Origin of the sequence: Sphingobacterium bovisgrunnientis, from assembly GCF_009829085.1 — a bacterium.
In the GTDB taxonomy this organism is placed as follows: domain Bacteria; phylum Bacteroidota; class Bacteroidia; order Sphingobacteriales; family Sphingobacteriaceae; genus Sphingobacterium; species Sphingobacterium bovisgrunnientis.
In genome coordinates this window covers 1-24,337 of record NZ_WUQY01000045.1, presented here as the reverse complement: position 1 = coordinate 24,337, position 24,337 = coordinate 1, and the positions used below count along the sequence as shown (strand labels likewise).

The window sequence follows — 24,337 nt, the reverse complement described above, 5'->3', positions numbered from 1 at the left end:
GCGCCGTATACCGAACGGTACGTACGGTGCTGTGGAAGGTCGGAACGGGAATTAATCCCGTTCCTCCTATCCGATTGGATTTAATAATTTAGTATCTTTTGTGATATCTCTTTCTATCGAAATATTAATTTTAAAAACTAATCCCAAAATAATACCTGCAATTAAAGTAAAAGGAAGTATTATCGCTACAATAATCACGAGTAGGAGTGGAAGATTAACAATATTATTTCCTGATTTTGATGTAGCTACAAATCTCGAATTATTGATGTTTGAAAATAGACCTTTGATCATGTTATTGATTGTGCCTCCGTTGATTGAAAATATTCTTTTAGTTGCCATAATGTTCTTTGTTTAAAATTTATATTCAAAGATAGCAGCTGACAATATGGAAAGGGATAGGGAATAGGCGTACAAAGAATAAATGTCGGCGAGATTGGTGAATTTTTCGGTGAAGTGTTACCAAAAAGAAATCGTCATTACGATTGAATGGGTAAGGTGGAATTTCTAAATTTTAGATTTTTCACTTGACGCTGTTTCGTTCGAAATGACGATAAAATATTTGTGAGATTATTTCTTTAAAGCTTTTTCGTAGCGCGCTGAAACTTCATCCCAATTGATGATGTTCCAAATTGACGTTAAATAATCAGCACGTTTGTTTTGGTAACGTAAATAATATGCGTGCTCCCACACATCCAGACCTAAAATAGGTGTACCTTTTTCTTCAACTACGTCCATCAATGGATTGTCTTGATTTGCTGTCGAAGAAACGAATAATTTACCAGATTTGTCTACGGACAGCCAAGACCATCCCGAACCGAAACGTGCAGCTCCAGCAGCGTTAATTTTTTCTTTCAAGGCATCTACAGATCCAAAAGTTTCGTTTATCGCTTTTTCTAATTTTGCAGATGGCTTTGTTCCAACTTTAGGGGTTAATATAGACCAGAATAATTCATGGTTGTAATGACCACCGCCATTATTACGCACTGCTGCAGATTGTTTGCTAATAGAACTTAGGATTGACTCAATACTTTCTTTTTCGGTTGGAGTTCCTGCGATAGCTTTATTTAAGTTTGTTGTATACGCTGCCGCATGTTTGCCGTAGTGAATTTCCATTGTTTGTGCATCAATCGCACCTTCTAATGCATTGAATGCGTACGGAAGTGGTGTCTGTTTGAATTGCGCAAATGTAGCTTGTGAAGCAAATATCGCTGTAGCCAAGAAAGCTGATTTCAATATATTCATAGTATTTGTTTTTGTTTTAAATATAAGCTTTGTCGGTATTCAATACAAATCGTCGTGGTTTTATAACAATTATTTAACAATCATTTTTTTTTAAATATGCGATTATGTAGCAATGTTATGATCCATTACGTTATTTGTTTATTGCCTAATAAAACTACTAGGCATTCATCTAACACACATTTATACTATGAAAACTAACTTTAATTTATTCTTAACGATCATTATTTTTAATGTATTTACGCTAACAAGTTGTTCTGATTCGGATGAACCAAATGCTATTTTTCCAATTGATCAATCCTATTGGCCATTCAAAACAGGAAATGAATGGAATCTTCAAGGAGCTACTTCTGAAGACAATATGACTTACGAGATCTTTCATAAAGTAAGTTTCGAAGGAAAGGAATATTATAGTTTTATTAATCAAAATGACGAATACAGTTATCCAGTAGCTGTAAATGAGGATAAAGGTGTTTTCAAAATGTACTATGCACCGCACAACCAACAGGGCGTGAATATTGGTGGTGGTAGTATTACCTACATAAATCTCCAGAAAGATGTGAATGAGGTGTGGACTGATAATATGACATTAACGTTTACCTCAAATCATGGTTCAGGTACTTTAGCTTATACATTTACTGGAAAAATAACAGAAAAGAAAGAAGCGGAAATAATTAACGGCAAAACTTATAAAGATGTAATTAAGACTGTTGTAGAACATAAAATCTTTAATTCACTAACCAAGATCACCACAATTGTTGAAGAAGAAACTTGGTTGTCCAAAGGTGTTGGTCCGATTCGTACTATTACGAGAGGCGATGATTTTGAAGATGTGTATTCTTTAGTTACGTACACTCTGAAATAATACACTTAATATATTTAATACACTTAATATATTTGTTAAAAGATATGGCGTAGCCAAAATAAAAAATGGTGATGAAGATTCGCGAATCTTCATCACCATTTTTTAATATTCGATTTAACGATTAGAAGGATAGATTCAATCCGTATGAAATTTGCTGAAATGGATTATCTAGAAATCTAAAATTCGAAGACTTATTATCAGACTCGTGTTTTACGGTAGAATAAGAAATAATATTATTAAGTCTTAATTCAGCACCTAATCGCTTGTAAAAATTATATCTAATTCCCGTATGGATTCCTGATACTACACCTTTAAATGAATAATAATCAGGTTCATTTTTTGATTTTTGAGTTGTGTACCTGCCATCGAGTTCTGAGAAGAGCTGAAATTTAGTTTTATCTATTAAATTGTACTGTAGAAAACCACCAAATTGATTACCTGTTATTTTTGAATTTGAACCACCTTCAGTCGTATTTTTTGATAAGGCATATAAAATTCCTATTCCCCAGTTATTATTTATTTTATACATAAACCTTGGAGTTATCTGAAAATAGTTGCTGGAATATTTTTGATTTTCGGATTCGCTAGTACTATTTTGAAAATTAAATGATGATGATATAATGAATTTGCTGTCTTGTGCATTAGATATTAAGAAAGCAAAAAAAGTAAATAGCGTTAGTATATAAGTTTTCATATTATTAGAATTGATAGTTGAATGAAAGGTATGCATTTGAAAATGTAGACTGCAAAATAGATGTATAAGATTGCTTCGCATCACTTACATCATAATATAGTCTGCCATGTGTTACTACAGATGGTATATTTAACTGAGCTGAAAGTCCATGAAAAAGTTTATAAGAAGCCCCAAGTCCTAAATCAACTTCATATATATCTATCTTAGTTGTTCCTTTTGACCCATAATAGGAGGATGTGTATGTCGGATCATATCCCATAGTTGCACCTCTTGATTCATATCTGTTTTTACTTTTGATGAAAGCAGGTTTGAGCTGGATAAAGGCGTTAAATTTTGAAGAATTTTTCTTTACGTACAATCTAGAAAAAATTCCAAAACTATTTAATGTTCTAGTATCATCGTAAGTCTCATTTTTGGAGGCGTCTTCCATTCGTTCATCTAAAATTCTATTTCTATTCTCATTTGAGTGGGCGTATTCAACACCTAAGCTTAAATGATCATTAAGATAGAAACCAAATATTGGAGCAATTCTGGTATTTTGCATCTCTTCCTTACTTGAAATTCTAACATTTTCTGATGTATTAGTTTTTGATTGCTGATATTTTCCTCCAAGCTCGACAAATATTTTTGAGCTTTGCGCTTGAGATAGTACTGGAAATAGAATCAGCGCTATTCCAATCAGTTTTTTTAAAGTAAAGGTTTTTGTCATATAGATTTGGTTAAATTTATTGTTAATCAGTTTAAAGATAGCGCATAGTAGAATATCTTGGGAATTCAAATCGATAATCTAACATTATTTAACTAAATCAAATAAGCCTCACCAGATACGTGGTGAGGCTTATTGAAATGTTTCTAGATTTTTCCTATTGTCAATATGAGATTTTATACGTTTATCCCAAATTCGCTAAGCTTTCTGCTAAGATTTGAATTTTAGCTTCAGCGTCTGCTTTTTTGTTTCTTTCGTTTTCGATGATTTCTGGTTTTGCATTTTGTACGAAGCGCTCGTTGGATAATTTCTTATCTACGGATACCAAGAATCCTTTTAAGTAATCAATTTCTTTAGTAATACGCTCGCGTTCTGCTTCTACATCAATATTATCAGCGGCTAACTGCACATAACATTCTGTCTTACCAGCTAAGAAGCTCAACGCACCTGTTATTTTCTCTTGTACAAAAGTCAATTCCGAGATATTTGCCAATTTGGTAACTGACTCTTCGTATTTTGCAAAATCGATACCTGTGTTGCTAATCGCTAAAGGCAATGCAATTTTTGGAGAAAGACCTTTTGAGTTACGAACTGCACGAACTTCAGAAATAATCTGTTGTACTGTAGCAAACTCTTTTATGATTTTCTCATCGAAAGCCGCTACTTTAGGGTATTCTGCTACGATGATACAATCTTTGTCTTCACGTGATCCAAATAATTCATCATGGTACAATTCTTCTGTCAGGAATGGCATAAATGGATGTGCTAAAGCCAAAACTTTCAAGAAGAAACTTTTTACGGTTTCTAAAGTTTCTGCTTCGATTGGCTGTTGGTAAGCAGGCTTTACTAATTCCAAATACCACGCACAGAAATCATCCCAAATTAACTTGTAAGTCGCCATCAAGGCATCAGATAAACGGTAATTTGCGAAGTGTTCGTCAATCTCTGCTACAGCTTGATTGAAACGATTTTCGAACCAAACAGCAGCAGTTTTTTGTGCTTCAGTTGCTGGTGAATTTTTCGTTTCCCAACCTTTTACCAAACGGAACGCATTCCAAATTTTGTTGGCGAAATTACGACCCTGCTCACAGTAAGAAACGTCAAACATCAAGTCATTTCCGGCAGGAGAAGACAATAACATTCCGACACGTACACCGTCCGTGCCGTATTGTTCCATCAATTCGATAGGGTCAGGGGAATTACCCAATGATTTAGACATCTTGCGACCTAACTTGTCACGCACGATACCTGTTAAGTATACATTGCGGAAAGGAGGTTTTTGTGTATAATCATGACCCATAATTATCATACGTGCTACCCAGAAGAACAAAATTTCTGGCGCAGTCACTAAATCATTTGTAGGGTAGTAGTATTTGAAATCTTCGTTTTCAGGGTTACGCACACCGTCGAAAACGGACATGGGCCACAAGCCAGAAGAGAACCAAGTATCTAATACATCGTCTTCTTGACGAATTGCAGCTGTAGATTTACCTTGCGCTTCAAATTCTTTTACTGCTTCTTCTTCTGTTTTTGCAACAACCCATTCGTTGTTGTCATTATACCAAGCAGGAATACGTTGTCCCCACCACAATTGGCGAGAGATACACCAATCTTTCACATTTTCCATCCAGTGCTTGTACGAAGCAAAGAATTTTTCTGGAATTAATTTGATCGTACCATCTTCTACGTAAGATAAAGCAGGCTTAGCGATTTCATCCATTTTACAGAACCATTGCATCGATAATTTTGGTTCGATGGCTGCGTCTGTACGTTCTGAGAATCCAACTTGAGATTTGTAATCTTCGATTTTCTCGATTTGGTCAACTTCCTCTAATAATTTAGCCACTTTCTTACGCGCGATGAAACGATCTTCACCTACTAAAATTTCTGCTTTCTCATTTAATGTGCCGTCATCATTTAAGATGTCGATAACAGGAAGATTGTGTTTTTGACCTAATTCGTAGTCATTCAAATCGTGTGCAGGTGTAACTTTCAAACATCCTGTACCGAATTCCATTTCTACATATTCGTCTTCGATAATCGGAATTTCACGGTTAACTAAAGGAATGATAACTTTCTTTCCTTTAAGGTGTTGGTAGCGCTCATCGTTAGGGTTGATACAGATGGCTGAATCCGCCATAATTGTCTCTGGGCGCGTAGTGGCTATAATGATATACTCATCCGAATCTTTGATTTTATAACGGATGTAGTATAATTTTTGATTTACTTCTTTACGGATAACTTCTTCATCAGAAAGGGCAGTTTTTCCTTGTGGATCCCAATTCACCATACGAACACCACGATAGATGTAACCGTCTTTGTAGAATTTGATGAACGTATCAATAACCGCTTCTGACAAATCAGGATCCATCGTGAATTTCGTGCGTTCCCAATCACATGAAGCACCTAATTTTTCCAATTGCTTCAAGATGATACCGCCGTATTTCTCTTTCCATTCCCAGGCATGTTTTAAGAAATCCTCACGAGTTAACGATTTTTTGTCAATTCCTTGCTCTTTTAACATCGCAACAACTTTAGCTTCCGTAGCAATAGAGGCGTGATCCGTTCCTGGCACCCAACATGCATTTTTACCTTGCATACGTGCACGACGAATCAATACATCTTGAATGGTATTGTTCAACATGTGTCCCATGTGCAATACTCCAGTGACGTTTGGCGGAGGCATTACAATTGTGTAGGGTTCACGCTCGTCTGGTGTGGAACGGAAAAAACCGTTTTCCATCCAGTAAGAATACCATTTTTCTTCTGCTTCTTTTGGACTATAAGTTTTTGCTATGCTCATTGTAATAATTCGTTCAAAAAATTGAAGTACAAAAATACGGATTTAATGGCACTTAAGTGTATTAATTCAAAACAAAAAATGATATTGCAACAGGATTAGATATACCGTAATATGATTACTTTTGATGAAATTTTTGATTTATTATTTGTAAATAAATATTACCGACAATGAATAAGGCCGATTGGCGTTCACATATTTCTTTTTTACTTAGTTATTTTGTGTATTGGTATGTTCTTTTTCTATTTGACAGAACCGCATTTCTAATAAGTAACTGGTCAAAATTTGAAGAGAAGTCTGATATAATTTATTCATATTTATATGGAATGCGATTGGATGCATCGCTGGCTTGTTATCTCATAGTATTACCATTTTTATTTTATATCATTCAGCTTTTTTGTATTAGAAAGTCAGTTTCTCCTTGGTGGCTTCGCGTATATACGTTAGTTCCGACAGTTATTTTTGCACTAATCACTATCGTGAATAACCCGCTGTATGAATCCTGGGGGGAGAAAATTAGTAAGCGTGCTATTTTGCTTGGTGCTGGAACAGTAGGAGGAGTTACAAGTTCGGTTGATATAGAGATGCTTGTTATCGCAGGTATCACGTTGGTGTTATTTTTTACAGTTGCTCATTATACCTACCATGGGATAGTGGTGAAAGTAGCTAAGTATAAATCACAAAACATTATGTCGACTGTGATCCTTTTAATTGTCGGCGCATTTGTGTTATTCACATTCATTCGTGGGGGATATGGTCGTGCTACGTTGAATCCAAGTGCTGTATATTTCTCGGATAATACAACATCCAATCACCTCGCCGTAAACACATATTGGGCATTCATGAAAGATATGATGAAGAGCGCCAAAAAGAATCCGTATCAGTATATGTCAGATAAGGACGCTCAACTTATTCTTAAGCCTATACTGCCAATTACTTCAGATTCAATCGTGAATGTGTTGAAATCGGACAGGCCAAATGTCGTTTTAATTTTGTTGGAAGGAATGGTTGCACAGGTTTTTGAAGAACTTGCAGGAGAAAAGGGAATCACACCAAATATGGATAAATTAATGCGTGAGGGAGTAAATTTTACAAGAGCCTATTCTGCTGCAGATCGGTCGGATAAGGGGATGATTGCAGTCATGAGTGGATTTCCTTCTCAAGGAACCGAAAGTATTATTCAATATATTCCAAAACATGAGAAATTGCCAGCTATAGGTCAGATTTACGATTCTCTGGGATACAGTACATCCTTTTATCATGGCGGACAAAGTCAATTTTATAATTTTAAGTCATATATGTTTACGCATGGAATAGCGCGTGTTGTAGATAATGCAGATTTTGATTTGAATGAAAAAAGAAATTCTTGGGGAGTATACGATCATGTAGTTGCAGATAGAATGTTGACCGATTTGGATGCTGATAGGAAACCATTTTTCTCTGTTTTTTATACTTTAGTCAATCATGAGCCTTATAATCTAGATGGTGGCTATAAATTTGGAAAAAAGACTAAAGCGGATATGTATCGTAGCACGGCATATTATACCGATACTATGATTGGCAATTTTGTAGAGCGTGCGAAGAGCAAGGAATGGTATGATAACACTATTTTTGTAGTGGTGTCTGATCATGGGAATATACATCCGAAAGAAAAATTTGGGTTGGAACATCCGGAACGTTACCATATTCCACTGTTTATGTTTGGGGGAGCTTTGAAAGATGATTGGAAAGGAAAGCAAATTGATAGCGTCGTAAGTCAATTGGATATAGCCACTACATTATGGAATTTTGTGAGTGATAAACCATCGCCATTTAAATATTCATTTGATCTTTTCTCAAAAAATAGAAACAATGTAGCATTCTATAATTCAAATAGCACTTTTGGAATAATCACCAATAAACAAGCTGTTGGATTTGATGTGCAAGCAGGTAAAATCGTTTATAACGATGGCGATAAACTGTCTAATGAAAAGGATAGTTTAATAAATATTGCAAAGGCGTACTATCAGGTAGTTTTTAAGGATTTTCAACAGTATTAAAATGAAGAAACTTCAATTAAAGGGTATCCCAAATGCATTTCTTTTATTGCTTATACAATTTATAGTTCTTCTGGTGATTTATGCCGGATTGCGTTATGGATTTTATGTTTTCAATAAATCCATGTTTCCGCAAGTGACTACTTCGGAATTACTACTCATGATGTGGGGAGGTGTGAAATTTGATACTGTCGCTATTCTATATTTGAATATACTTTATATCCTGTTGCAAAGTATACCATTTCCTTTTAAGTATGATATTACTTATCAGAAAGTATGTAAATGGGTTTTTGTGGTAACTAATTCAATTGGCATTGCATTAAATTTAGTTGATTACGCATATTATCCTTTTACACTTAAGAGAACCACAGGAACAGTATTTGGGCAATTTGCTAACGAGGAAAATTTGTTTAAACTGAGCTTTGATTTTCTAGTTGGATACTGGTATTTGCTTATACTCTTTGCAGTGCTAATATTCTTTTTGGCTAAAGTATACAATTCGGTTAGTTTAGTTAAAGTTAAGAAAGTAAGCTGGTTATTTTACGGAGTTCAGCTGGTCGCTTTTTTATTCACTATATTCTTATTTATTGGTGGAGTTCGGGGAGGATGGGCGCATAGTACACGACCAATTACGTTGAGCAATGCCGGAGATTATGTGAAAAATCCAGAAGAAATGAATATTGTGCTGAATACACCGTTCAGTATTCTGAAAACTTTGAAAGCAATTTCGCTCAAAGAAGTTCACTATTTTTCGGACGAAGAATTAGAAAAAATATATCCAGTAATACATCATCCAAAAGACAGCACAGAATTTAAAAAGTTAAATGTCGTAGTACTAATTTTAGAAAGTTTTGGAAAGGAACATGTTGGTGCGCTTAATAAGGATATTAATAATGGAACTTACAAAGGGTATACGCCATTTTTGGATTCTTTGATAGGAGAGTCTTACACGTTTAATCGTTCATACGCAAATGGACGTAAGTCGATAGATGCGTTGCCTTCCGTTATTACGGGTATTCCTTCGGTTGGTGAACCTTTTGTTCTCTCTATTTACTCAGGTAATAAAACAACAAGTCTTGCCAAGTTATTAGGTGATGAAGGCTATGAAACTGCATTCTTTCACGGAGCACCTAATGGAAGTATGGGGTTCTCAGCTTACACTCAACTAGCCGGAATAAACCATTATTTCGGAAAAAACGAGTATAATAATGATGCGGATTTTGATGGGATTTGGGGTATTTGGGACGAACCTTTTATGCAGTTTATGGCAGATAAAATTGATGATTTGCCACAACCATTTTTTGCAGGATTCTTTTCTTTGTCTTCTCATCATCCATTCAAAGTTCCTGAGAAATATAACGGAAAATTCCCGAAAGGACCCCTAGTAGTTCATGAACCAGTTGGATATTCGGATTATGCATTAAAGCAATTTTTTGCTAAAGCAGTCAAATCGCCTTGGTTTAAAAATACATTATTTGTGATATGTGCAGATCACGCGACGGTGAGTCATTTGCCCGAATACCTAACGGCTCCAAATTCTTTTGCAATACCTATTGTTTTTTATCATCCGGGTAATAATTTGAAGGGATTGTCGGACAAATTAGTGCAACAAATAGATATTTTGCCAACTGTATTGAATTATTTGAATTACCCAAAACCTTACTTTTCATTTGGATTTGATGCATTGGCAAATCAACAGAACAATTTTGTAGTTAATAATATTGGTGGGGTTTACAATCTTTTTCAAGGAAACTATTATATGACTCACGATGGTGAAAAGCCAACTTCTATTTTCGATCTGAAGCAAGATAAATTCTTAAAAAAGGATTTATTACCTAATAACAATTTAAAAGATTCGCTCGAGCATACTCTTAAAGCTTTTATACAGCAGTATAACTACAGTATGATTCATAATAAATTAGTTTACGAAGATTAAAATAACAAAGGCTCGAAATTTTCGAGCCTTTGTTATTTTAATCTTCTTCAGATTTATACAAATCGTTGAATTGTTGTTTATACTTTTCTAAGATTACTTTACGTTTCATTTTTAGAGTAGGCGTTAATTCACCGCCGTCAATCGTGAATTCATTATGCAAAATGATAGGTTTTTTTATTTGTTCCCAATTTCCGAAATGTTGATTTGCAAGACGAACTTCTGCATTAATTTTTTTGACGATAATTGGATGGCTTAAAAATTCATCTTTCTTCATACCAATTAATTCTGGCGCACTGGACTTACTCCAATCGGCTAAGTGCCCGTAATTTGGTACAATATAAGCAGAAGCGAATTTCTGACCATCACCTATAACCATCGCCTGCTCAATAAAATACGATTCCACAAGTTTTTTCTCAATAGGTTGAGGTATAACATATTTACCACCAGAAATTTTAAACATTTCTTTTTTACGGTCGATGATCTTGATGAATTTTCCTTCTTCTAATACTCCAATATCTCCTGTATGCAGCCAACCATCAATTATGGTTTTAGCTGTTTCTTCTGGATTTTTATAATAACCTTGCATTACGTTTGGCCCTTTTACCAAAATTTCTCCATCATCAGCCAGTTTCACTTCCACATATTTAACAGGCAATCCAACTGTACCTACACGAATTCCTTTGATGTAATGATTTACCGAAATTAAAGGTGATGCTTCGGTCATTCCATATCCTTCATACAATGGAATACCTGCGGCCAAAAATATACGTGCTAATTTATTTTGAAGTGAGGCAGAACCTGAAGCGACAGTAACTAAATGTCCACCTAAGGCATCGTACCATTTGTCTAAGACTAATTTTTTAGCAAGTTTTAGTTTTAAATTGTACGCAAAAGATCTATTTGCAGGGTTTGGATCATAAGCTTCACCAACACTTACCGCCCAGTCAAATATTTTTCGTTTAGAACCACTTAATTCATGTCCAGTTTTCATTATTTTCTCATATACTTTTTCAAGGATACGAGGCACAGCAGTCATGATGTGTGGTTTAGCTTCTTTAATATTAGCCCCAATTTTATCCAGTGATTCGGCTATGTACGTAGTGATACCGATATACATATATGTGTAAATCACCATTCTCTCGTAAGCATGACAAGGTGGTAAAAATGTCAACGAACGAGTATAGGCTTGCAATGGCGTGATTTCTCTTGCCGAAAGTACATTGAAAACAATGTTATTGTGTGTTAACATCACACCTTTTGGTTTTCCTGTTGTTCCAGAAGTATAAATCAGCGTTGCTAAGTCAGAAGGCTTAACCGCGTCCATACGTTGTTGCAATGTATCTGTCGAGATTGTTTTTCCAAGTTCTGCGATTTCTTTCCAATTACGAGAATCTGGAATTTCTGCAATGCAAAACACATATTTTAATGTGTAAAGTGATTCTTGGAGATTTATAATACGATTATAAAGACCTTTGTTGCTTACGACACAAAGTTTAATCTCTGCATCATTAAATATATATTGATAGTCTGTATCTGTAATATTAGGATACATAGCGACACAGACTGCCCCAACTTGTTGAATAGCAAAATCCATTAAATGCCACTCAACACTACTATCTGCTATTAGTCCAACTTTTTCTTGTGGTTTGACACCAAGTTCTATTAGCCCTTTAGCAATAGCATCAACTTCAGCAATAAATTCTGCTGTTTTTATCTCTTTCCAATCATTATCTTTCTTGTGTGCAAAAATAGAAAGGTTGGGATATAAATCTAGCTGTCTACGCGCTAAATCAAACAATCTCAAATCTTGTTGCTCTTGTTCCATATTTATCAATTATGTAAATGCATTATCTTTCAATAAATCAAATGCATATCTCGTACAACATATACAGTACGTTTAAAGTTTGCGAAGATACAAAATTAAAGTATTATGAGAATTCAATATGGTTTTTTGAAAAACTACGTAGGATTAGCAACAAATGTTTTTAAATTTATTTAAAAACCTGCCAATAATTAATAAAGAGATTTATATATTTGTAGATATAACCAGTCTAGGTAAACCTATGGAATCTCTAAATGGAATTAATGCGCTTACTTTAATTTTTGTAGCTCTTTTGCTGTTTGCAATTGCTTATCGTATATATGGACTCTTCATGGCAAATAGAGTCTTAAAATTAAATAATAAATATTCTACTCCTGCAAATGAATTTGCAGATGGACATGATTATATTTCGACAAATAGAAATGTATTATTTGGTCATCATTTTGCTGCTATTGCTGCGGCTGGACCTCTTGTTGGACCAGTACTCGCTGCGCAATTTGGTTATCTTCCTGGCGCCTTATGGATTTTAATTGGTTGTGTTTTGGCTGGTGGTGTACATGATATGATCGTATTATTTGCATCGGTACGTCATAAGGGGGAAAGTTTAGCTTCTATTGCCTCCAAAGAAATTGGAAAAACAACAGGTGTAATAGCAGGTGTGGCAGTTTTATTTATTCTTATATTAACCTTAGCGGGATTATCTTTGGCATGTATTAGTGCTATGCATGAAGCTTCTTGGTCATTATTTACTGTAATAATCACGATGCCAATAGCCATATTAATGGGCTTAATAATGCGTTATCGCAAAGATTCAGTGACATTAGCAAGTTTAATAGGTGGTGTTTTATTGATTGTTGGAATTATTGGAGGGCATGGATTAATGCAAAATGAAACAATTTCTAATATGTTTCATTGGAATATTAGCACCATATCAATTGCAATATCTATCTATGGATTTTTAGCATCCGTCCTTCCTATGTGGTTATTATTGGTGCCAAGAGATTATTTATCAACTTACCTTAAGATCGGTACAATATTAATGCTAGCAGTAGGAATAATTTTCGTACAACCGACTATGCAAATGCCTGCATTGACAGATTTTATTTACGGTGGAGGACCTATAATTGGTGGACCTGTGCTACCATTTATTTTTATTGTCATTGCTTGCGGAGCAATATCAGGTTTTCATGCAGTGATAGCAACAGGCACAACACCAAAGATGTTGTCAAAAGAGCGTGATATCTTGTTCGTTGGTTATGGTGCGATGCTGGTAGAAGGTTTTGTTGCTTTGATGGCACTAATTGCTGCTTGTACGTTAATGCCTGGAGATTTTTTTGCCATCAATACCCCGGCTGCGGCATACGATAATTTTATAGCTGCTCATCCGCATTTGTCTACAGTAGATTTGGATTCATTTATTGATCGGATAGGAGTGGATTTATATGGAAGAACTGGAGGGGCTGTTTCATTAGCTGTAGGAATGGCACATATATTTGATAGTATACCGTTTATGAATGATGTGATTGCGTATTGGTATAATTTTGCTATAATGTTTGAGGCGGTGTTTATTTTGACAGCTATTGACGCAGGTACACGTGTTGGACGATTTTTTTTACAAGAAATGATGGGAGGCTTCATTCCATCTTTCAAAAATAAAAATTGGTTGCCGGGTATACTTATTAGCAGTGGTTTGTTCACTTTTGCATGGGGATACCTTGTTTTTACTGGAAATGTAAGTAGTATATGGCCACTTTTTGGGATTAGCAATCAACTTCTAGCGGCTTGTGGTTTAATTGTATGTACGACTATGCTTATCCGAATGAATCGTGGTAAATATGCGCTTTGCACAGCTATTCCAGGCGTTTTCATGGCTGCTATAACATTTTGGGCAGGATATTTACAGGTGATGGATATTTATCTTCCAAACAAACAATATTTATTGGCAGGTTTAGCTGTATTGGCAATGGTACTCATGCTGCTTGTATTTATCGGAGCATTTCGAAAGTGGTCTAGTTTAATGAAAACAAAGTCTACTCAAATAGATTATTACGGTGAGCAGGTTAAAGAATTAGTAGAACGTTAATATATAAAAAGTGGAAACCCACTAAAACTGGGGAGTGTTAGTGGGCTGGAAGTATGTTGTAATAAAACGATTATTATAATCTCAAAATATGCGATATTAAAATATTTACAAACTCTATGCCAAAAAGTTAAATCTTTTATTTTACCAATTGAATATCAATATATTCAAACAATAATAGTTGTGAGATGTTTAAAATAATTGAATCTAATCATTTAATTATGCAAGAACTAAATCAAAATAATCGACCAGGATTTATTAAACGAAGTTTCACTATTCTAAAAAATACAGTCCAAGGTTTTCTTAATGAGGACAGTTTAAAATATAGTGCTTCACTCGCATATTATACTGTTTTTTCAATTGGCCCTATTTTGGTGTTGATGATTACTTTAGCGAGTCTTTTTTATGGAGAAGATGCTGTAAAAGGTAGATTATTTGGTGAATTGAATAGTTTAGTAGGCGCAAGTGCAGCAAGTCAAATTCAATCAATTATTAAAAATTTAGAATTATCAGGTAAGAGTACTTTAGCACTAATAATAAGTGGTGTCACGTTATTAATAGGTGCGACAACAGTTTTTGGAGATATACAAAATTCTATCAACCGTATTTGGCATGTTCGTGCAAAACCCAAGAAAGGATGGTTAAAAATTGTAAAGGACAGATTGCTCTCATCTTCATTAGTTATAGGTTTAGGTTTTTTATTAGTAGTGACACTTGTAATCAATGGAATAGTATTAACATTCACGGATAATTTGCAGCGGTATTTTCCAGATATAACAGTTTATTTATTTGATGCAATCAATTTTTTATTGACTTTTGGAATTATCTTTATTCTTTTTTCAGTTATTTTTAAGATTCTCCCTGACGTCAATATTAAATGGAGTACGGTGCGTGCTGGTGCGATATTTACAGCTATTTTATTTATTGTTGGTAGATTGTTAATAGGCTTTTACCTCCAAAATTCAGATACAGAAACAACATATGGAGCCGCTGGTTCTATTGTCTTAATATTACTTTGGGTATATTACACAGCTGCAATTTTATATTTCGGAGCGGTATTTACACGTGAATATGCAACTTACAAAGGCATTGCTATTGAGCCTTCGGAATTTGCTGTGCATGTGGAGGTGAAAGAAATTGAACGAAATGTTACGGAAATACCACGGGCACCACTAACAGAGGAAGAAAAAGTTATTGATAAAACCTAAAAATTTATATTGTTTTTGAGTATTCTGAAATATCTAATAATTTCGCCTACTCCAAAAACCTATTTGAGAAATAATTAAATAATGAATAAACCTAATACCTATGATGTTATTGTAATTGGATCAGGAATGTCTGGAGGCTGGGCAGCTAAAGAATTTTGTGAAAATGGTTTAAAGACACTTGTATTAGAGCGTGGAAAGGATGTTAAACACATTCAAGATTACCCAACAACAAATATGGATCCCTGGGAATTACAACATGCTAATAATCTAGTCTTAACTATTAAAGAAGAAAATCCAATCGCTTCGAGATGTTATGCTTTCAAAGAAGATGCACAACATTTCTTTTTACACGACAAAGAACAAGAATATATTCAACAAAAACCATTTGATTGGATTAGAGCAGATGCTACTGGAGGGAAGTCATTATTGTGGGCAAGGCAGGTACAACGTTGGTCAGATTACGATTTTGATGGACCCGCACGTGATGGATTTGCGGTGGATTGGCCAATACGTTATAAAGATATAGCACCATGGTATTCTTACGTAGAAAAATTTATTGGAGTTGCAGGTCATGTAGAAGGTAACCCATATATGCCTGATGGCGAATTTCTTCCTGGATATGATTTAAATGTAGTAGAAAAGGTCGTTAAAAATAAAATTGAAGCTAAATATCCAGATCGACAAATTATACAAGGTCGGTGTGCGCATATAACTGAACCGCAGCCCATACATATTGATCAAGGACGTACCAAATGTCAAAATCGTGTATTGTGTCAACGAGGTTGTCCATTTGGTGGGTATTTTTCTTCTACATCATCGACATTACCTTGGGCAGAGAAAACAGGTAATTTGACCCTAATAGCCAATAAAATTGTTGAATCAATTATTTATGATGAGCAACAGGGTAAAGCAGTAGGTGTGCGCGTGATTGATAGATTTACCGAGAATATAGAAGAATATTTTGCACGTATAATATTTGTGAATGCTTCCACGTTAGCAACTAATCTTATTTTACTGAATTCAAAATCTACCCGTTTTCCTAATGGATTAGGAAATGACAATGAATTAATGGGAAAATATGTCGCATTTCACAATTATATGGGAAATATCGGTGGATCGTTGGAAGGATTTGAAGATAAATATTACTACGGAAAACGTCCAACACAGCCTATTATTCCAAATTTCAGGAATATACATAATCAAGAGACTGACTTTTTGCGAGGTTACGCGAGTTTTCTGAGTGCATATCGTCCAAGAGGAATATGGACCGACGGAGCCCAAGTTGGTAAGACATATAAAGATAATTTAACTCAAGTTGGCGGATGGTGGGTGTGGATGATCATGCAGGGAGAGACAATACCTTCAGAAAATAATTATGTTAAACTTAGTGATAGTTTGAAGGATAAATATGGCTTACCACAATTAATAACTCATATTTCCTATCAAGATAATGATTATAAAAGTACGGAGGATTTTCTAACGCAAGGTTCTGAAATGTTAGAAGCTGTGGGTGTAAAAAATATTTCACCAAATAGAAATAATCAAAATCCTGGTTTGGATATTCATGAGATGGGAGGAGTTCGTATGGGCAATGATCCCAAAACTTCTTTACTAAATAAATGGAATCAATTGCATCACTGTAAAAATGTGTTTGTAACTGACGGTGCAGCAATGACATCGACAGGAACTCAAAATCCATCACTTACTTTTATGGCATTGACGGCTCGTGCAGCAAATTACGCCATGGATGAGATGAAAAAAGGAAATCTTTAATTGGTCAAAATTTTAAAGAAGTAAGCCTCTTAATTTTTATATTAAGAGGCTTACTTTTTTAAAGACTTAGGCAGTCTTTAAAACATTTCTATACGTATACTTTGGATATATATGACGTTTTGCATGACGCGCTGGCGAGTCTGCATTTATCAATTTTATGTATTCGTTTTTAGTAACATTAAAATATTCATATTTACTTCCGTCAGCGAAAGTGATGCTCAATATATGACCTTTCCAATCAAAGTCAGCGATTGAAGATGATTCAATTGTATTCTTATATATCGGAAGTTGACTTTCAAGTGTTTCAGGACAGATACTTACTAAGAAATGATATGCTTCGATCATTTCTTTACTTTTTTCTTCTGCGGCTTTTAAACCGTCTTCGTCATTCACAAATCTATCAGGATGACATTCTTTCATTATTTGGCGGTAACGCGACTTTAAAGTGCTCAAATCTACTTTATTATCTACGTCCAAAAGTTTTCTATAATCCGCAATTTTTTTCATGGCGCAAAGGTAGTGATTATTATTTAGTTATGAAGTGAAAGTTGTTATAGTAATATGTATATATTCCATATTTTTTACAAAAATAAAAATGGCCTACAGGGGATGTAGGCCTTACTAAACAAAAACTACCAGTTTACTACGGGTATGTCGTTACGACTTTACTCACTTTCCAACCTTCGTCGGTTTTGTTTAAAGTGATATGGTCGACTCTTGTGAAATTTTTAAAAATACTTGTTGCTTTCGCAATACAAGTCTTACCAGTTTCGTCCAAAATTTGATAATCTGTTTTAGCATCAAATTTTAAACCTTTATTAGTTTTTAAGAATTTCAAGTATGCTTTTTTATTGAACGAATCTTCGTTTGCTGTATTGATATATTCAAAGTCTTCTGTTAACAAATATTTGTTGTAAATATCTGACCCTAATGTCGTTGCTTCGATGTAGGTTAGTACGATAGCTTTTGTATCCATGTTTTTTAATGGATTCACAGTTGGCAGAGCAAATGAGCTTAATGATATAATCATTATAAATGCTGTTGCGATGGTTGATAATGTCTTTTTCATTGTATTGGTTGTTAATATTTTTAAACTTAATTAGTTGTTTTAATTTCTTTTGATACTCCAAAATTATATGGTTTTGTTGCGCTGTAAAACACGATTTAGATTAGTGACATGGGTTTTTCGGTGAAAATGGAGATTAAATCGGTAAAAATAATTACAATGTTTTACCGATATGAATTATTTGAGGAAAGCTTTTATCAGCTTTCTGATAAACAATGAAGTTTAGACAGAAAATGAAAAAAGGCTTACCATTCTGGGTAAGCCTAATATTCTTTATAGTATTTTAGTTTTAAGGATACGTGGTTACTACCTTGCTGACTTTCCAGCCATCAGAGGTTTTATTTAATGTTATATAATCTACACGTGTGAAATGAGCAAATTTCATAGTTGCTTTAGCTACACATGACTTTCCTGATTCATCTAACAATTGATAGTCAGTTTTGCAATCAAATTGACATCCTTTGGTGTCTTTTAAAAATTTGAGGTATTGTTTTTTGTTAAACTTATCTTTATTGGCTGTGTTGCTATATTCAAAATCATCGCAAAACAAATATTTGTTATAAATATCTGACCCTAATGTGATTGCCTCAACATAGGATGTGATGATTACTTTACTGTCTTTTTCTTTTAGAGGATTTGCGTATGAGCTTAATGATATAATCATTAATAACGCTGTAGCGAAAGTTGATACTGTCTTTTTCATTTGAATATTTTTAATTTAGTTGTTTTAAATTGTTGATTCAAAGGTAAAATGAGAGGCTTTAGTAAAGAATGGGAAATAGACAAATAGTAGGAAAAAAATCGGTTAGTAATGGATTGTATTCGGTAAAATAAACCGTTCTAAAAGAATAACATGTAGCGAAATATCCGCAAGGACAATTAAAATGCAAACAATTCAAATAAGATATTGTTAATCATCTGTATGTTTATTTTTCTAAAGTTAAAAAACAAATATTATGAGATTAAGAAATGTCATTACTTCAATTGCATTATCAAGTTGTATAGCTTTTAGTGTAATTTCATGTAAATCAAAAGTTTCAGATGCAGACTTAAAAGCTAAAGTTGAAAATGTAGTAAGTAACACCAATGGTGTAATCGTTGATGTTAAAGATGGGATTGTTACGCTATCTGGAACAGTTAGCAGTCAGGCGGAGCGCGAAGCAATAGAAAATTCAGCAAAAGCTGTAGATGGTCAACATATAAAATCTGTTGTCAATAATATTGTGGTTCAAGTACCCCAAATAGAGGTCAACACTGACGATGTTGATTTGTCAGCTAAAGTAGTGGATGCAACAAAAGATTTTCCTAATGTGCAGACTACTGTAAAAGATGGAATCATTACAGTAACTGGAACTGTGGAGCAATCTAGACTGCAAGTGTTGAAACAATCTTTGGATGCACTTTCACCAAAAAAGGTTGATTTATCAGCAGTGGTTACTAAATAGTCTATTACTTTAAATCAGGAAAAAATGACTTTAACAACAAAATATCAAGGTTTAATTGATGTTGCAAATAGTTCAGGAATTGAAAATTTGCAAATCGCTGAACAAGAAGGTGTCTTACATATAAGAGGTACCGCACCGAGCGCTGATGTCAAAAATAAATTGTGGGATGTGTATAATCAATTGGATCCAAATTATTTATCAGGAGACGTTGTCATGAATGTAGATGTGTCTACAGCAATTGCCGGAAGTCAAGTGCGTGTAATTACACAAAACTCAAATTTGAACATCAGAAAGGGACCTGGTACCGACCAGCCTATAGTCGGGAAAGCTGCAAAAGATGAAATTATAATACTTATAAGTCGTGCTAATGACCAATGGTGGTTAGTGCGCACAAATGATGGGGAAGAGGGATATTGTTATGCACAATACTTAGAACCTATTGCGTAAAATATAAGTTCTTATAATCGAAATCGGATCTTCTAAAAATAGAAGATCCGATTTTTTTACGTGCGGTAAGAGTATAGCATTATTTAAGTCCTTCTAGCGTTTTCCTTTTTTGATCCAGCTGATGCTCCATTACTAAATCGTAATCGGATCTATTTTTGTCAGATTTACTTAACAAAACAAACAACTCTAAGGATATCAAAAATGCCAGCAAGATAACGTAAAAAATTAATGCCACAGTACTTTCTTTTAAAATTTCCAACATTGCGTTTAATTCTTCTAAAAATCCTTTCTTAGATTTAAGTTCTGCGCGTAGACTTTCTTCCGCTTTTAATTTACGTTGACTATATTCTTCGTGCTGTTTTCTTAACTGTATTAAATTATTATTATTTAGATCAGCCTCTTTAATCTTTGGATTAGCGATGGGTGTATTAGAAACAGTTCGCTGATTTTTATTAGTGATAGAGCCATCATCATTGCGAATTGGTACTGATGTCACACTTGTTGAAACCGTATTTATTGTAGGATTTTTGCTTATTTGCTGATATAAATCGATATTTCTATGATCCAAAGAATCAATTTCTACTTGCAATTCTGCTAGTTTTCCGTTAATGACCGAAAGTCGGGCAGGTAATTGATCCTTTACTTGTCTATCGACAATTTCAATCATTTTTTTTTCAATATCATCTTTAAAAATAATTTGGTCCAAAATGGTAGAACCAAGCACAGCCATGATTACAGCAATAACCATCCTAAAAATTGAAGCGAACTTATTATAGCCTACGTTAAGAATAATTTGTCTTTCAATTTGAATAATAATCAGAACAAAAATAACAGCAATTGCTATTGATCCCCACATGCCTGTCTGAATATATCTGTCTGCAAATGAATAGCCAACAAAGGCCCAGAGAATAATCAAAATTAAAATGGCCGAAGTATATTTTTTGAGCTGTTTGTAACTTGCTTCTGTACAACTTTGGAGAATATTATAGTTCCACCCCGTGAGGAGACAGCCGAATTTTATCCACCAGTTTTTCATAATGAATTATTATCTATTTTAAGATTATGGATGGAAAGTGAGGCCAATCCTTTTGTGAAACCTACTTCATACGATTGAAATAAACCTGTCATATATAATTCACCTTGCTCTAAATCATTCTTCATGTGATTTAACTCCTCCACATGCTTTATATATGTTTCTTTTCTAGATTTCAAAAGCTCTACCAAATCTGTCAAACCAGCTTCAGTTCTACTTTTGATATGAAAATCAATCTCTCGGATCATATCTTCATATTTTAGCAATACCTGTTTGAATTTTATTTCAAGATTACTCTTGATAATCGTAAGATTCTTTTCTTTGTAGGATTTGTCTGGGTTAACTAGTGCATCATTATATGCTTTGGATTCGTAATCCTCTTTCAGAAAACCATAGATGATATCGATAGGTAGTTTGGTGCCGAATTCCAGACTCGGGCGACTTGTGTTGTAATTAGGATCAGAGTCGTCTACAAATAGGTTGCGTGGAAGATCTGGAATTTCTTCTGGATTGGAAGATTTATCTGTATTATCTGTATCTTTTTTTTTGAATAAAAAATCGAAAATTCCCATATTTTAGAAATGTTAGGTTATATATATTTGATTGGTACTTCGTATAATCTGTGTCCTTTGGAATGACAACTTTCACACAATGTTATTAATAAATTGTCCGAGTAATCCCAGGGGTCTACATGTACATTTAGACGCTTTATAATATGGTATTGTCTGTGGTGGACGTGTAGCTTAACTTCGCTACGTTTGCAGTGGGCACATTTAAATTGATCACGATTTAGGATATGTTTTCTTTTGGCAATCCATCGCGGGTCAAATAGCTTTTCGCCATAATAAACTTTTGTATTCATAATGAAATAAAAATTTCAACGATATTCGGTTAGATATATTATTTGGTATTGATTAGAATTATATGCTAAATATAATACATTTTTTGCTTTTGATAAGAAGGGTATTGAAATTATCCTTTTACAATAATTATTTAGAATATTATCTTTTAGTAAGGATAAGTCCAAAAATAGTACTTTAATATTTTATTTTGCAGATTCAGATATTAGTTGATTTTTTCTGGAGCTTTTTTTTGTGAATGTAAAGTTCTTGCAATTTTGGCAAGATTAAAATTTGCTTCTTCTGGATTTTTGTATTTAGGAAAACTTACAGTAAAAGTGGAGCCTAATTTAGGTGTGCTTTGTATATTAAATGTTCCTTCATTGATATCGATCAGTTCTTTACATAGTTTTAGTCCTAAGCCCGAACCTGATTCATTGGATGTACCCAGAGATCTTTGTTGAACAGTATTAAACAATTCTTCTGATTTTTTTGTATCCATTCCAATACCCTCATCTTGTATATGTACATAGACTCTATCATCGTCAAGTGTTATGTAAACATAAATTTGACCATCCTGATAACTGAATTTAATTGCGTTACTGATAAGATTTCGAAATATAATCTTTAGATGATCGTAATTCGCAAACACATAATCTGACGTGTCGTTTTGAAGATGAATTAGTAGACCTTTTCGGTAATAATTAAATTTAAATTCCTCAATACAATTCGCTAAGACTTCTTGAATAGAAACCTTACGACGTGCATTGTGCTCTCCCTTCATACTACTGCTGCTCCAGGTGAGGATGTGGTCTAATACCTTATTTTGATCATCTATTTGTTTTTTCAATTGCAGGATAAAATCCTGCATATTGTCTTTATTGATGGTATTTGCTTCGAATATATCAATGATTATAGAAGTATTGACCAATGGGGCACGCATATCGTGTGCAATGATGGAGAATATCCTTTCTTTTTCACTATTCATTTGTTCTAAACGCAATCGCTGCTCTTCAATTTTCTTCTTATCATTGAATATTACATGTTTAAAAAATACACTTGCCGTTATAAGAAATAGCATAGAAGAAGTAATGTTGTACAATGCTCTAGATTTGTCGACAGGTGGCTCTATAAAATTGATGTTTGGAAAAGCATATATCATTAAGATTCCAAAAGTTATTACGACCCCTCCAGCTACTAAAAACTTAATATTGTCATACAAGAGCATGGAAATAAGTAATGCACTCAATAAAAAGTATTCGCCTCCATTTCTATACAACAATCCACTAATAAAGAATATTATACAGCTCGTGGAAAGCAATAAAATTTTTGCAGTATCATGCCTTTTAAAATGCTGTAATATTAAAACTCCAGAATAAGATGTAGCTGTAAGCAAATTTAAACAAGACAAAATATACCTATGTTCAAAAAAGTTGATTATAGAAAAACAAAATGCAGGTATTATACAGAACATACAGGTAATATTTACCATAGATATTCTTTTGATTTCCAAATAAGATGAATTGGTATCTATTCCTAAATGTGTTAGGAAATACCAATAATGCTTTAATTTTGTCATTCAGTAGGCCAGATGTAGTAGATAATGTAAATATACTAAAAGTTGTTCCCTTTAAATGATTATACACGTTGATAATCTCTCTGAAATATCAAAAAGAATAATTGCATAACTAATTGTATGTATAAATTTGCTTTGATATTGATTAATTTACAATATATACTAAATCGGGGAAAAGATATCTATACATATCATAATCAAAATAAGGGCTTATAAAAGCATCAATCATATTCTTACGCTGTGAAAGGAGATCGATTAATCCTCCTAAATCTTTTGTGAATTGTATAACAAAACTATTTAATAGATCTTTAAACTCAGAAAATTTTGAAATATCTGTTGCTGTATATCTCTTTATTTTTGTGTGATTTAGTTGATTAAAAAAAACTATAACAGTTGGGGTCTTGTCTACGTTTCGGTTTGAATTGAGTGAAAATTCAAACCGAAACGTAGACAAAGCTGTGAGCCTATTGGTAAATTTAATAAAAAAACAAAAGTAAACAGCTTTTGACGGCTAAAAAGGGGAGAAGTTCAATTTTGCATCCCCCCCCCGCATTTTGCCAATAAGCTGTTGAACTAAACCTCCGGTAGCCTTTCTATCGTCTATAAATCATAGCTTTATAGGTGAATTAAATATACTATTATGGTAACAAAAAAAAGAACCGGAGGATTTACGGTACAATAAATTTCTCCATCGCGCCTGTCGTGAAGTTACAGGATTCGAATCACTGTTGCAACGATTTGAGCGTAATATTTCAGTCTTAGGCCGTAGTAA

Annotated in this window: 20 protein-coding genes; 8 read left to right on the top strand and 12 right to left on the bottom strand. The window is 33.9% G+C overall.

Annotation, left to right across the window (positions count from 1 at the left end; genetic code table 11):
* Nucleotides 1–66 precede the first annotated feature (66 nt).
* A complete protein-coding gene (locus GOQ16_RS15890; protein ID WP_160070190.1) occupies nt 67–339 on the bottom strand; it encodes a DUF4342 domain-containing protein in 273 nt (90 codons plus the stop codon).
* A 228-nt stretch (nt 340–567) separates the two neighbouring features.
* The gene (locus tag GOQ16_RS15885; protein ID WP_160070189.1) at nt 568–1,242 is read right to left on the bottom strand and encodes a superoxide dismutase; all 675 of its coding nucleotides are present in this window, start codon (nt 1,240–1,242) and stop codon (nt 568–570) included.
* 187 nt (nt 1,243–1,429) lie between these two features.
* On the opposite strand from GOQ16_RS15885, the gene GOQ16_RS15880 reads away from it, so the two are divergent.
* A complete protein-coding gene (locus GOQ16_RS15880) occupies nt 1,430–2,104 on the top strand; it encodes a hypothetical protein (RefSeq protein ID WP_160070188.1) in 675 nt (224 codons plus the stop codon).
* A gap of 121 nt (nt 2,105–2,225) precedes the next feature.
* On the opposite strand, the gene GOQ16_RS15875 is transcribed toward GOQ16_RS15880, so the two are convergent.
* The 3 genes from GOQ16_RS15875 to GOQ16_RS15865 all read right to left on the bottom strand — a co-directional run bounded on the left by GOQ16_RS15875 (nt 2,226) and on the right by GOQ16_RS15865 (nt 6,307).
* Nucleotides 2,226–2,798, bottom strand: coding sequence for an outer membrane beta-barrel protein (locus GOQ16_RS15875; protein ID WP_160070187.1), 573 nt, complete (start codon nt 2,796–2,798; stop codon nt 2,226–2,228).
* A 4-nt stretch (nt 2,799–2,802) separates the two neighbouring features.
* Complete coding sequence (locus tag GOQ16_RS15870) at nt 2,803–3,507, bottom strand: hypothetical protein (protein WP_160070186.1); 705 nt, start codon at nt 3,505–3,507, stop codon at nt 2,803–2,805.
* Nucleotides 3,508–3,688: 181 nt separating this feature from the next.
* On the bottom strand, nt 3,689–6,307 hold the full coding sequence (locus GOQ16_RS15865; RefSeq protein ID WP_160070185.1) for a valine--tRNA ligase: 2,619 nt from the start codon (nt 6,305–6,307) through the stop codon (nt 3,689–3,691).
* Nucleotides 6,308–6,474: 167 nt separating this feature from the next.
* Here GOQ16_RS15865 and GOQ16_RS15860 point away from each other — a divergent pair, with 167 nt between their 5' ends.
* Both GOQ16_RS15860 and GOQ16_RS15855 read left to right on the top strand, forming a co-directional pair.
* On the top strand, nt 6,475–8,343 hold the full coding sequence (locus GOQ16_RS15860; RefSeq protein ID WP_160070184.1) for an LTA synthase family protein: 1,869 nt from the start codon (nt 6,475–6,477) through the stop codon (nt 8,341–8,343).
* 1 nt (nt 8,344) lies between these two features.
* Entirely contained in the window at nt 8,345–10,276 is a 1,932-nt protein-coding gene (locus GOQ16_RS15855; protein WP_160070183.1) for an LTA synthase family protein, read from the top strand.
* A gap of 37 nt (nt 10,277–10,313) precedes the next feature.
* On the opposite strand, the gene GOQ16_RS15850 is transcribed toward GOQ16_RS15855, so the two are convergent.
* A complete protein-coding gene (locus GOQ16_RS15850; protein WP_160070182.1) occupies nt 10,314–12,101 on the bottom strand; it encodes an AMP-dependent synthetase/ligase in 1,788 nt (595 codons plus the stop codon).
* 238 nt (nt 12,102–12,339) lie between these two features.
* Here GOQ16_RS15850 and GOQ16_RS15845 point away from each other — a divergent pair, with 238 nt between their 5' ends.
* The 3 genes from GOQ16_RS15845 to GOQ16_RS15835 all read left to right on the top strand — a co-directional run bounded on the left by GOQ16_RS15845 (nt 12,340) and on the right by GOQ16_RS15835 (nt 17,159).
* A complete protein-coding gene (locus tag GOQ16_RS15845) occupies nt 12,340–14,181 on the top strand; it encodes a carbon starvation CstA family protein (protein ID WP_192922544.1) in 1,842 nt (613 codons plus the stop codon).
* Between the two features lie 218 nt (nt 14,182–14,399).
* Complete coding sequence (locus GOQ16_RS15840) at nt 14,400–15,386, top strand: YihY/virulence factor BrkB family protein (protein WP_160070181.1); 987 nt, start codon at nt 14,400–14,402, stop codon at nt 15,384–15,386.
* 81 nt (nt 15,387–15,467) lie between these two features.
* Nucleotides 15,468–17,159 (top strand): GMC oxidoreductase, encoded by a 1,692-nt coding sequence (locus GOQ16_RS15835; protein ID WP_160070180.1) that lies wholly within the window; start codon nt 15,468–15,470, stop codon nt 17,157–17,159.
* Nucleotides 17,160–17,225: 66 nt separating this feature from the next.
* Here GOQ16_RS15835 and GOQ16_RS15830 read toward each other — a convergent pair whose 3' ends face one another.
* The 3 genes from GOQ16_RS15830 to GOQ16_RS15820 all read right to left on the bottom strand — a co-directional run bounded on the left by GOQ16_RS15830 (nt 17,226) and on the right by GOQ16_RS15820 (nt 18,928).
* Nucleotides 17,226–17,666 carry a KTSC domain-containing protein gene (locus GOQ16_RS15830; protein WP_160070179.1) on the bottom strand — a complete coding sequence of 147 codons (441 nt, stop codon included), beginning with the start codon at nt 17,664–17,666 and terminating at the stop codon, nt 17,226–17,228.
* Between the two features lie 136 nt (nt 17,667–17,802).
* Nucleotides 17,803–18,228 carry a nuclear transport factor 2 family protein gene (locus GOQ16_RS15825; RefSeq protein WP_160070178.1) on the bottom strand — a complete coding sequence of 142 codons (426 nt, stop codon included), beginning with the start codon at nt 18,226–18,228 and terminating at the stop codon, nt 17,803–17,805.
* A 286-nt stretch (nt 18,229–18,514) separates the two neighbouring features.
* Entirely contained in the window at nt 18,515–18,928 is a 414-nt protein-coding gene (locus GOQ16_RS15820) for a hypothetical protein (RefSeq protein ID WP_160070177.1), read from the bottom strand.
* Nucleotides 18,929–19,181: 253 nt separating this feature from the next.
* Here GOQ16_RS15820 and GOQ16_RS15815 point away from each other — a divergent pair, with 253 nt between their 5' ends.
* Complete coding sequence (locus GOQ16_RS15815; protein ID WP_160070176.1) at nt 19,182–19,670, top strand: BON domain-containing protein; 489 nt, start codon at nt 19,182–19,184, stop codon at nt 19,668–19,670.
* A gap of 24 nt (nt 19,671–19,694) precedes the next feature.
* Nucleotides 19,695–20,117, top strand: coding sequence for an SH3 domain-containing protein (locus tag GOQ16_RS15810; RefSeq protein ID WP_160070175.1), 423 nt, complete (start codon nt 19,695–19,697; stop codon nt 20,115–20,117).
* 79 nt (nt 20,118–20,196) lie between these two features.
* Here GOQ16_RS15810 and GOQ16_RS15805 read toward each other — a convergent pair whose 3' ends face one another.
* The 3 genes from GOQ16_RS15805 to GOQ16_RS15795 form a co-directional block, all read right to left on the bottom strand.
* Nucleotides 20,197–21,153 carry a DUF4407 domain-containing protein gene (locus tag GOQ16_RS15805; RefSeq protein ID WP_204987501.1) on the bottom strand — a complete coding sequence of 319 codons (957 nt, stop codon included), beginning with the start codon at nt 21,151–21,153 and terminating at the stop codon, nt 20,197–20,199.
* Nucleotides 21,150–21,722: a hypothetical protein gene (locus GOQ16_RS15800; protein WP_160070174.1), complete on the bottom strand. Its 573-nt coding sequence runs from the start codon at nt 21,720–21,722 to the stop codon at nt 21,150–21,152. Before GOQ16_RS15800 ends, GOQ16_RS15805 begins: the two co-directional genes overlap by 4 nt.
* Before the next feature lie 493 nt (nt 21,723–22,215).
* Entirely contained in the window at nt 22,216–23,400 is a 1,185-nt protein-coding gene (locus tag GOQ16_RS15795; RefSeq protein ID WP_160070173.1) for a sensor histidine kinase, read from the bottom strand.
* Nucleotides 23,401–24,337: the final 937 nt, after the last annotated feature.

Bases quoted from the DNA above. Each gene is read 5' to 3' on its own strand.
- GOQ16_RS15890 (WP_160070190.1), bottom strand. From the start codon at position 339: ATGGCAACTAAAAGAATATTTTCAATCAACGGAGGCACAATCAATAAC.
- GOQ16_RS15885 (WP_160070189.1), bottom strand. From the start codon at position 1,242: ATGAATATATTGAAATCAGCTTTCTTGGCTACAGCGATATTTGCTTCA.
- GOQ16_RS15880 (WP_160070188.1), top strand. From the start codon at position 1,430: ATGAAAACTAACTTTAATTTATTCTTAACGATCATTATTTTTAATGTA.
- GOQ16_RS15875 (WP_160070187.1), bottom strand. From the start codon at position 2,798: ATGAAAACTTATATACTAACGCTATTTACTTTTTTTGCTTTCTTAATA.
- GOQ16_RS15870 (WP_160070186.1), bottom strand. From the start codon at position 3,507: ATGACAAAAACCTTTACTTTAAAAAAACTGATTGGAATAGCGCTGATT.
- GOQ16_RS15865 (WP_160070185.1), bottom strand. From the start codon at position 6,307: ATGAGCATAGCAAAAACTTATAGTCCAAAAGAAGCAGAAGAAAAATGG.
- GOQ16_RS15860 (WP_160070184.1), top strand. From the start codon at position 6,475: ATGAATAAGGCCGATTGGCGTTCACATATTTCTTTTTTACTTAGTTAT.
- GOQ16_RS15855 (WP_160070183.1), top strand. From the start codon at position 8,345: ATGAAGAAACTTCAATTAAAGGGTATCCCAAATGCATTTCTTTTATTG.
- GOQ16_RS15850 (WP_160070182.1), bottom strand. From the start codon at position 12,101: ATGGAACAAGAGCAACAAGATTTGAGATTGTTTGATTTAGCGCGTAGA.
- GOQ16_RS15845 (WP_192922544.1), top strand. From the start codon at position 12,340: ATGGAATCTCTAAATGGAATTAATGCGCTTACTTTAATTTTTGTAGCT.
- GOQ16_RS15840 (WP_160070181.1), top strand. From the start codon at position 14,400: ATGCAAGAACTAAATCAAAATAATCGACCAGGATTTATTAAACGAAGT.
- GOQ16_RS15835 (WP_160070180.1), top strand. From the start codon at position 15,468: ATGAATAAACCTAATACCTATGATGTTATTGTAATTGGATCAGGAATG.
- GOQ16_RS15830 (WP_160070179.1), bottom strand. From the start codon at position 17,666: ATGAAAAAAATTGCGGATTATAGAAAACTTTTGGACGTAGATAATAAA.
- GOQ16_RS15825 (WP_160070178.1), bottom strand. From the start codon at position 18,228: ATGAAAAAGACATTATCAACCATCGCAACAGCATTTATAATGATTATA.
- GOQ16_RS15820 (WP_160070177.1), bottom strand. From the start codon at position 18,928: ATGAAAAAGACAGTATCAACTTTCGCTACAGCGTTATTAATGATTATA.
- GOQ16_RS15815 (WP_160070176.1), top strand. From the start codon at position 19,182: ATGAGATTAAGAAATGTCATTACTTCAATTGCATTATCAAGTTGTATA.
- GOQ16_RS15810 (WP_160070175.1), top strand. From the start codon at position 19,695: ATGACTTTAACAACAAAATATCAAGGTTTAATTGATGTTGCAAATAGT.
- GOQ16_RS15805 (WP_204987501.1), bottom strand. From the start codon at position 21,153: ATGAAAAACTGGTGGATAAAATTCGGCTGTCTCCTCACGGGGTGGAAC.
- GOQ16_RS15800 (WP_160070174.1), bottom strand. From the start codon at position 21,722: ATGGGAATTTTCGATTTTTTATTCAAAAAAAAAGATACAGATAATACA.